Genomic DNA, 8,429 nt, shown 5'->3' on the forward strand with positions numbered 1-8,429 from the left:
TGCGGGATGTCGGCCTGACGTGGGCGGGCTTCAGGCTGACTTTCCCGCGAGATTGGGTATTTATCGCCAATGAGCAGCACTGATGCCCAGCCTGCGGAGCTGCGACGCCCGGCCCGCTATCACGCCAAGCGCGAAGCCATCCTCGCCGCCGCCGCACAGGCTATCAACGAACAGAGCGCCAAGGGGCTGACGCTGGCTGATGTCGGGCGTCGGGTCGGTCTGACCACGACCAGCGTCACCTATTACTTCAAAAAGAAGGAAGATCTGGCGGCGGCCTGTTTCAGTCGGACGCTGGACAAGCTGCTGGAGATTCTGGACCAGGCGCTGGAGGAGCCGACGCCCCAGTTGCGGGTGCGGCGGTATCTGTCCCTGCACATGGCGCGTCTGGCCCGGATTCAGGCGGGGGAAGAAGCGCCTTTCGCGGTCCTGTCCGACCTGCGTGCGATGGAAGACCCGTTGCGCAGTCAGTTGATGGCAGGCTGGCGCACCGTGTTTCGGCGGACGCGTAGCCTGTGGGGCGCGCCTGCGACCCGCGCCCATACGGACCTGTATGGCGCGCGTGCGCATCTGTTGCTGGAAAAGACCTTCTGGCTGCCGGTCTGGCTGGACCGATATGACGCGCATGAGTTCGACCGGCTGGAAGCGCGCATGATGCAGTTGCTGACGCACGGCATAGCCGCCGAAGGTCAGGTCTGGGCGCCGCAGTTGATCCCGCTGGTGCAGGATCAGGGCGACGAGACGGTCAATCGCGACGCCTTTCTTCGCGTGGCGACGCGGCTGATGAACGAGGTCGGCTATCGCGGCGCGTCGGTCGAACGCATCTCGGCCGAACTGAAGGTCACCAAGGGCAGTTTCTATCATCACATGGATGCCAAGGATGATCTGATCACCGCCTGCTATGACCGCAGCTTCAACATCATGACCGCAGCGCAGCGGTTGTCGGACACGGTGGCGGGCAATCAATGGCGTCGCCTGTCCAGCGTGTTGGCCAGCATACTCGATCTTCAGTTGGCCAACGGCGAAGGCCTGCTGCGCACGACCGCCCTGACCAGTGTGCCGGCTCGCGAGTTTGCCCTGATGCTGGAGCGTTCGCACCGGATCGCCCAATCCTATGCGGGCATGACCAGCGATGGCGTTGCCGAGGGTTCGATGCGGCCTGTTGACCCCTTCATCGCCAGTCAGGGGTTGGTCGCATTGCAGAATGCCGCCTTTGATATGCGCAGCTGGGCTTCGACCATGCCTCGGGAGCGGGCGGTGGCCCTGTACGCCTCCAGCCTGGCCTTCGGCATGTTTGACGATCGGATACTGGAGACCCTGTGAAGCGGTCGATCCAGGTGTTGCGAAGGGGTGTGCTGAGCAACATACTCAATTTTCGATTTATGCCTTGATGCGTTCTCTGAATTCCTTCATCCAGATGACGTCTGATGGCCATGCACGCGGCCACGACCTTCATTGACGCGTCGGCAACCACGCGGGCGCGTTCCTAGCCGCCGACTGGCGCGACCAGACTGGAAAGACGGACCATGACCGACATCGCTTCCGGCATTGAACTCAGAACCCTGATCACTTCGGAAGGGCAGTTGCGGCTGTCGCTGGAACAGGTTTCAGTTCCCCAACCTGCAGACGGCCAGATCGTCGTGCGGGTCGAGGCCGCCCCGATCAGCCCGTCGGACCTTGCGCTGTTGCTCGGCCCAGCAGACCTCGGCACGGCGCGGGCCGAGGGCACGGCGGACAGCCCGGTTCTGGTCGCCGATGTGCCGCAACGCCGGCTGGCCATCATCACGGGACGGTTGGATCAGTCGATGCCGGCGGGCAACGAAGGCGCCGGAACGGTCATCGCGGCGGGCGCCAAGGCCGAACATCTGATCGGCAAGACCGTCGCCATCGTCGGCGGTCCGACATTCGCCCAATATGTCACCGTTCGCGCACATGACGCCCTGGTGCTTTCTGAGGGGGTGAGCGCCGTCGACGGCGCCTCGGCCTTCGTCAATCCGATGACGGCTCTAGGCATGATCGAGACGATGCGTCGGGAAGGCCACACGGCGCTGGTGCACACCGCCGCCGCGTCGAACCTGGGCCAGATGCTGAACAAGGTCTGCCTTGCCGACGGCATCGGTCTGGTCAACATCGTCCGCAGCGCCGAGCAGGCGGCCATTCTGCGCGACATCGGCGCGGCACATGTGGTCGACAGCACGTCAGCTGATTTCGAGGCTGAACTGACGGATGCCATCGCCGCGACCGGCGCAACCCTGGCGTTCGACGCCATCGGCGGCGGCAAACTGGCCGGGCAGATCCTGAACGCGATGGAGATCGCCGTCATCCGCTCTGGCGCGCCCTTCAGCCGCTACGGCTCGTCGGTGCACAAACAGGTCTATATCTATGGCGGCCTGGACCTGCGTCCGACCGAGCTGACGCGCGGTTTCGGCATGAGCTGGGGCATCGGCGGCTGGCTGCTGCCGCCCAGTCTGGCGCGTTTCGGCATGGAGACCGTGATCGCCATGCGCAGCCGTGTGATGGCCGAACTGAAGACCACTTTCGCCAGCCGCTACACTGCCGAAATCTCTCTGGCCGACGCGCTCAAGCCTGAAATCGTCGCCGCCTACAATCGCCGCGCCACCGGCGAGAAATACCTGATCCTACCGCAAAAAAGCTGAGGCTGAGGGAGGGCGGTCGCTGTCTGCGTGACCGCCCTTCAGTCTGCTGATTTCTCGATACGTGCGGCGATGCGGGCGAGGAGGGCGGACAGGGTTGCGTGTTCCTCGGGCGTGAGGTCGGCGCAGATTTCAGCGTCGAGCTGTCGCAGGGCGTCGCGGCCGGGTTCCAGCAGGCCGTGCGCATGGTCCGTCAATGCGATCAGGCTGCTGCGGCCGTCCGTGGGCGAGGGTTCGCGCTGGATCAGGTTGTCGCGCTCCATCCGCGTCAGCAGTTGGGCCATGCTGGGCTGTTCCACATCGGCGAACTCGGCCAGAGCCTTCTGCGTCAGGCGCTCGCCGTTCTTCAACGCGACCAGTACCGGCAGTTGGGCGGTCGTCACGCCCACGGACTTCAGGCTGTCATCCATCCGCTTCATCAGCAGCTTGCCAAGGCGGCTGATGACCAGGGCGGGCATGGTTTCGGGCCGCCATTGCGACAGGGGCTTGTTCATTTGGATAGGTGGCTATATTTATTGATAGTGTCCTATGTAAATTATCGAAGCCGGTTTGAAATGCAACATCCATCCATCGCCATCATCGGGGCTGGGCCTGCGGGGCTGACAGCGGCCAATATCCTGCACCGCGCCGGTTGGCGGGTTGAAGTCTTTGAGGGCGACGCCTCACTGACGGCGCGCGATCAGGGCGGCACTCTGGATCTTCATCCTGACAGCGGACAGTTGGCGCTGGTGAAGGCTGGGCTGCTTGACGTTTTTCTGGCCCAGGCCCGGCATGAGGATCAGGAGCAGAGGGTCGCGGACTATGCGACCGGCGTCTTGTTGCGAGAGGAGATACCCGAGGCGGGCGCCGGCGACCGGCCCGAGATCGACCGGGTGTTGTTGCGCCAACTGCTGCTGCGTCCCTTGCCAGAAGAACGGGTGCATTGGGGCGTGCGGGTTGAGGCGGTGGCCACGCTGGCGGACGGGCGTCACGAACTACGCCTGAGTGCGGGCGCCGTGGGGCCGTTTGATCTGGTCATCGGCGCGGATGGCGCATGGTCGAAGGTGCGGACGGCGCTCACTGAGGCCCAGCCGGTCTATTCCGGCGTCACCTTTGTGGAGTTATGGCTGAACGACGTGGATGCGCGCCATCCTGTGTTGGCCAATCTGGTCGGCCATGGTTCGATGTACGCCCTGCATGGCGGGGCGGGGATCATCGGCCAGCGCAACGGCGGCGGCACGGTCCGCGTCTATGCCGCCTTTCGAACCCGGCCCGAGGAGACGGATCGACCGGACAGGCTGCTGGTCGATATCACCAAGGCCGAACTGCTGGAGCGGTTCGAGGGCTGGGCGTCTTCCCTGACTGCCTTGATAACCGAGGCGGATCGGATCGCCGCGGTTCGGCCCATCGTCGCCCTGCCGACTGAAACCCTGCGGTGGGAGCAAAGGGATGGTCTGACCCTGGTGGGGGATGCGGCCCATGTCATGCCCCCGATGGGCGTGGGGGTGAATCTGGCGATGCTGGACGCCGCCGAACTGGCCGAGGCTCTGGTCGCGGCGCAGGACTGGCGACAGGCCGTCCGCGATTATGAGGATGTCATGCTGGCCCGCGCAGCCGAGACGGCGGTCGAGTGTAATCAGGCCTTTGCCGACTGGTTCGCCGCCGATGGCGGGCGGGCCGTGCTGGATGACATGCAAGCGCGAAAAGAAGCGGCTGCCTGATCTGGCCTATTTCCAGCCGGTTTCGGCCTCTCTGGCGCGCAGGGCGTCTTCGGCGGGGCCGATGTAGTCGCGGGTCAGAGGGACGGCGTGCTGGTTCTTGGTCAGTTGCAGCTGGAAGATGACGATGTCTTCGTGGCGGAAGGCGGCTTCGGCCATGGAGAGATAGAACTCCCACATCCGGCAGAAGCGGTCGTCGAACATGGCGACGGCTTCGTCCCGGCGGGCCATGAAGGCGTCGCGCCAGGCCTTCAGGGTGAAGGCGTAGTGCAGGCGCAGCACCTCGACATCGGTGATGATCAGGCCTGCGCGCTCGATGGCCGTGGTCATGTCCGACAGCGAGGGCAGGTGGCCGCCGGGGAAGATGTAACGGGTCAGCCAGGGATTGGTGGTGCTTGGCTCATCGGAAGATCCGATGGTGTGCAGCAGCATGACTCCGTCGTCGGCCAGACGCTCGCGGCAGGTGTCGAAGAAGGCTTCGTAGAAGTTCAGGCCGACGTGCTCGAACATGCCGACCGAGACGATGCGGTCATAGGTTTCTGGCGTGGCGCGATAGTCCTGAAGCCGGAAGTCGATCTTGGCGTCCAGCCCCAGCGCAGAGGCGCGACTGCGGGCGCGGGCCAGTTGTTCGTCCGACAGGGTCAGGCCGACGACCTGACCCGCCTGGGCCACGCCGGCCAGATACAGCGCCATGCCGCCCCAGCCGCAGCCAATCTCCAGCACCCGGTCGTTAGGGCGCAGGGCCATCTTGGCGGCGATATGGCGCTTCTTGGCCAGTTGCGCCTCGGCCAGCGACTGACCCGGATGCTCGAAATAGGCGCAAGAATATTGCCAGTCCGGGTCCAGGAACAGGGCGTAGAAGGCGTCGCCCAGATCGTAATGGTGGGCCACGTTGCGGCGCGACCGACCGGGATTGTTCCTCTGGCCCCACAGGGACAGCTTCTGGCGGGTTCGCTCGATCCAGCGCGACAGGGCGGAGGGGCGGGGATAGGTCTGGCCCAGCACCAGACACAGGAAGTCGAACACCGTGCCCTTTTCGACCAGCAGGCGGCTGTCGGTGAACAGTTCACCGGTGCGCAGTTCGGGCTGAAGCAGCAGGGATAGGAGGGCCGCATTGTCGGTCAGGCGCACCACGACCGGTTCGCCCGTGCCGTCCCCCATGACCAGCGTCTGGTCGCCAGGCAGGATGACGGTCAGGTCACCCGTGCGGACGTGCTTGCCCAATGTCGCTTCGACCAGACGCTTCAGCATACAGACGCTCCGCTAACCGAGATCGCATGGCGAACTGAATCGCCGCTAGGTTTCAGATGATCGACAAGGCTGTGAAATGACAACAGCAAAGGTGGCCCGGTCGTCGCAGGGGGCTAATGCTCAGCCAGGGCGTAGATGGCGATCCGATCAGCGGAACGCTCGACGCGGATCGGCAGATAGTCGTCCAGCTTGTCCAGCACGGTCGCCTCGTCCGCCACCTTGAGGGCGCCGGTGAAACGCAGCGATGTGGCGGTCGGCATGACCACGACGGGTTTTTCGAAATAGCGCGACATGTCGGCCGCCACTTCGCCTAGAGGGCGGTCCTGATAGACAAGGACGCCATGACGCCAGGCGAAGGCGCGCGTGGGGTCGACCTCGGACACGTCGGCGGGCGCCTTACGCAGTTGGTTCAATTGCTGGCCGGCGGCCAGATGGAAGTCGGCGTCCTGTCCGGTGGTTGAGACGGCGACGGCGCCGCGGGCGACGCTGACGCGGAACATGTCGTCGTGACTGACCATGTCGAAAGCGGTGCCGAGGACGCGGACGGAACGATGGCCGGAACGGACTTCAAACGGGCGCGACGGATCATGGGCGACGTCGAAGGCGGCTTCGCCTTCCTTCAGCACCACGGAACGCTTGTTACGGCCCAGACGCACCCGGATGTCGGTGGCCCGGTTCAGATAGATGCGCGACCCATCCTCCAGATCGATCGTCATAGGCGTCTCGTCGGCGCTGTAGGACTGTGACGTGGCCATTTCGATCAGTTGCGGGGTCAGGCCCGCCGTCAGGGCCAGGGCCGCCGCCACGCCCGCGCCGCGCATGAAGCTGCGGCGGCGCCAGAGCGGAGGCGTGTCGTCATTGGCGGGCTTGAGCGCCAGCGGCGTCTGGTCCGTGACCGCCCAGGCCTGTTCGACCAGAGCATAGGCGCGACGGTGGTCGTCGTTATCTTCCAGCCAGTCCTGAAAAGACAGCCACTGATCCTCGGTCGCCGCCTCGTCCTGAAGCTGGACGAACCAGCTCAGCGCGCTTTCTTGGATGTCGGCGCGGACGTTGGAATGCGTTGTCATTTCACCACCCCTCCAGTCGCCAAGAACACGGGTCATGACGACAAGACGGCGCCGGGGCGCGACCACCACCACGATTTTTCAGGTTTTGTGGCGAAAAAGGGTCCATCACCGCTCCAGCTTCTCGGTGATGGCGCGCAGGGCGTCCATCATGTGCTTCTCGACCGAGCTGCGCGAAATGCCGAGGCGGGCGGCGACTTCGGCATGGCTGACGCCGTCGAACTTGTGCAGGCGGAAGATGTTCTGGGTGCGCGCAGGAAGCTTCTGGACGACGCGGACGATGCGCTCCAGCCGGTCGCGGTCGATGACGATGGCCTCGGGCGAGGGGGCGCCGTCGGCCTCTGGCGTGATGCCTTCGACATGCCCGGCCTCGCGCCAGGCGGTGTCGCGTTGACGTGACCTTTGCCACCCGCGCCAGCGGTCGATCAGGAGATTTGAAGCCAGACGATAGAGGTAGGCGCGGGGATTCTGCACCTGGGCCTGTTCGGCGTCCAGGGCGATGACTTTAAGATACAGTTCCTGGACAAGATCCTCGACGTCGGCCTCAGCGCCCAGGCGGCTCTGGAAAAACCGTGTCATCGCCTGCCGCTGCAGGAGATAGGTCTCAACGAGCGTTGGCGGAGAGGTCATCACGGCCTGATCGGATGCTGGGATTGGACACGCGTCCTCTGATCCCGGGCCACGTCGATGATGCGTCGTGCCACCCTCATGCCGCGTAGAAATTTTTGAGGCAAGTCGCTGTGCACGACGTCTTCCGAACATACCGCATGATGGCGGTTGACACGCGAGCGTATTGAATGCGTATCTTCTGCGACTTCGACGGCACAATCAGTCGAAGCGACACGACGGATTTCGTGCTGACCGCCCTGGCGGACCCCGCATGGCACGAGATCGAAGCCCGCTGGGAATCCGGCGAGATCGACGCTGCGGAATGCATGCGTCTGCAGGTCGCCATGATCGGCGGGTCTGAGACGGACCTGAACACGGTTCTGGACCGTGTCGAACTGGACCCACATTTCAAGAATTTTGTTCTGTGGGCCGAAGCCAACGGCCATCCCATCACCATCCTGAGCGATGGCGTGAATCATTTCATCAAACGCCTGCTGGCGCGCGAGGGGCTGGGCCGTCTGCCGGTCTTCGCCAATGTGCTGGCGGGGCAGGCGGGAGCCTGGGCGCTGGAACAGCCGTGGATGCGCGCGGGCTGCGCGGGCGGTTCGGGCGTCTGCAAATGCGAGGTGGTGCGCACGACGATGGCCGAGAACGAGGGGCCTGTGGTGTTTGTCGGTGACGGTCGCTCGGATTTCTGCGTCTCGGCCAAGGTTGACCTTCTTTTCGCCAAGCATCGCCTGGCTGAATACGCCGCCGCTCGCGGTACGGATTATATCCCTTACGAAACCTTCGCGGATGTGACCGCGACGCTGAACGGTCTTGAGGCCGTCCCGGCGAAACAGGCCTGCGCGGTCTGACAACGGAAGCTGAGTATGCACGACAAGATCCTATCCCCCGTCGCCCCGATCGACGAAGCTGAACTGCGCCGTCTGGAAGCCGAATATTGCTCCTACGGCGACACCGTCCACTACATGGAAGAGCCCAAGTTCTTCGACGGTTGTGAAGGCTCCTACATGTACGACGCCGAGGGGCGTCAGTTCCTCGACCTGCAGATGTGGTATTCGGCGGTCAACTTCGGTTACCGCAACCCGCGCCTGAACGCCGTCGCCCACCGTCAGCTGGACACCCTGCCGCAGGTCGCCTCGCAGTATCTGCAC

At 64.2% G+C, this 8,429-nt stretch carries 9 protein-coding genes; 5 read left to right on the forward strand and 4 right to left on the reverse strand.

From position 1 onward, the window contains the following. Positions 1-69: 69 nt before the first annotated feature. A complete protein-coding gene (locus QZ281_RS15090) occupies positions 70-1,320 on the forward strand; it encodes a TetR/AcrR family transcriptional regulator (RefSeq protein ID WP_292229762.1) in 1,251 nt (416 codons plus the stop codon). Between the two features lie 203 nt (positions 1,321-1,523). After that, complete coding sequence (locus QZ281_RS15095) at positions 1,524-2,654, forward strand: zinc-binding dehydrogenase (RefSeq protein WP_292229764.1); 1,131 nt, start codon at positions 1,524-1,526, stop codon at positions 2,652-2,654. A 38-nt stretch (positions 2,655-2,692) separates the two neighbouring features. On the opposite strand, the gene QZ281_RS15100 is transcribed toward QZ281_RS15095, so the two are convergent. Beyond that, the gene (locus QZ281_RS15100; protein ID WP_292229766.1) at positions 2,693-3,145 is read right to left on the reverse strand and encodes a MarR family transcriptional regulator; all 453 of its coding nucleotides are present in this window, start codon (positions 3,143-3,145) and stop codon (positions 2,693-2,695) included. A gap of 60 nt (positions 3,146-3,205) precedes the next feature. Between QZ281_RS15100 and QZ281_RS15105 the strand changes: the two genes are divergently transcribed. Beyond that, on the forward strand, positions 3,206-4,351 hold the full coding sequence (locus QZ281_RS15105; protein WP_292229768.1) for an NAD(P)/FAD-dependent oxidoreductase: 1,146 nt from the start codon (positions 3,206-3,208) through the stop codon (positions 4,349-4,351). Positions 4,352-4,357: 6 nt separating this feature from the next. Here the strand turns inward: QZ281_RS15105 and QZ281_RS15110 are convergent, their stop codons facing one another. The 3 genes from QZ281_RS15110 to QZ281_RS15120 form a co-directional block, all read right to left on the reverse strand. Continuing rightward, positions 4,358-5,599, reverse strand: coding sequence for a cyclopropane-fatty-acyl-phospholipid synthase family protein (locus tag QZ281_RS15110; RefSeq protein ID WP_292229771.1), 1,242 nt, complete (start codon positions 5,597-5,599; stop codon positions 4,358-4,360). A gap of 113 nt (positions 5,600-5,712) precedes the next feature. Next, positions 5,713-6,666 carry a FecR domain-containing protein gene (locus tag QZ281_RS15115; protein ID WP_292229773.1) on the reverse strand — a complete coding sequence of 318 codons (954 nt, stop codon included), beginning with the start codon at positions 6,664-6,666 and terminating at the stop codon, positions 5,713-5,715. A 105-nt stretch (positions 6,667-6,771) separates the two neighbouring features. Next, a complete protein-coding gene (locus tag QZ281_RS15120) occupies positions 6,772-7,293 on the reverse strand; it encodes an RNA polymerase sigma factor (protein WP_292229775.1) in 522 nt (173 codons plus the stop codon). A gap of 167 nt (positions 7,294-7,460) precedes the next feature. On the opposite strand from QZ281_RS15120, the gene QZ281_RS15125 reads away from it, so the two are divergent. Together QZ281_RS15125 and QZ281_RS15130 are read left to right on the forward strand one after the other, a co-directional pair. Further along, a complete protein-coding gene (locus QZ281_RS15125; RefSeq protein WP_292229777.1) occupies positions 7,461-8,129 on the forward strand; it encodes an MtnX-like HAD-IB family phosphatase in 669 nt (222 codons plus the stop codon). Positions 8,130-8,144: 15 nt separating this feature from the next. Then, positions 8,145-8,429: aminotransferase class III-fold pyridoxal phosphate-dependent enzyme (locus tag QZ281_RS15130; protein ID WP_292229779.1), on the forward strand; the 285-nt coding region annotated here is incomplete at its 3' end.

The organism is Brevundimonas sp. (assembly GCF_018608325.1).
In the GTDB taxonomy this organism is placed as follows: Bacteria; Pseudomonadota; Alphaproteobacteria; order Caulobacterales; family Caulobacteraceae; genus Brevundimonas.

What these genes read in the sequence shown, in the direction of transcription:
- QZ281_RS15090 (WP_292229762.1), top strand. Translation starts at nt 70, where the DNA reads ATGAGCAGCACTGATGCCCAGCCTGCGGAGCTGCGACGCCCGGCCCGC.
- QZ281_RS15110 (WP_292229771.1), bottom strand. Translation starts at nt 5,599, where the DNA reads ATGCTGAAGCGTCTGGTCGAAGCGACATTGGGCAAGCACGTCCGCACG.
- QZ281_RS15115 (WP_292229773.1), bottom strand. Translation starts at nt 6,666, where the DNA reads ATGACAACGCATTCCAACGTCCGCGCCGACATCCAAGAAAGCGCGCTG.
- QZ281_RS15125 (WP_292229777.1), top strand. Translation starts at nt 7,461, where the DNA reads ATGCGTATCTTCTGCGACTTCGACGGCACAATCAGTCGAAGCGACACG.
- QZ281_RS15105 (WP_292229768.1), top strand. Translation starts at nt 3,206, where the DNA reads ATGCAACATCCATCCATCGCCATCATCGGGGCTGGGCCTGCGGGGCTG.
- QZ281_RS15095 (WP_292229764.1), top strand. Translation starts at nt 1,524, where the DNA reads ATGACCGACATCGCTTCCGGCATTGAACTCAGAACCCTGATCACTTCG.
- QZ281_RS15100 (WP_292229766.1), bottom strand. Translation starts at nt 3,145, where the DNA reads ATGAACAAGCCCCTGTCGCAATGGCGGCCCGAAACCATGCCCGCCCTG.
- QZ281_RS15120 (WP_292229775.1), bottom strand. Translation starts at nt 7,293, where the DNA reads ATGACCTCTCCGCCAACGCTCGTTGAGACCTATCTCCTGCAGCGGCAG.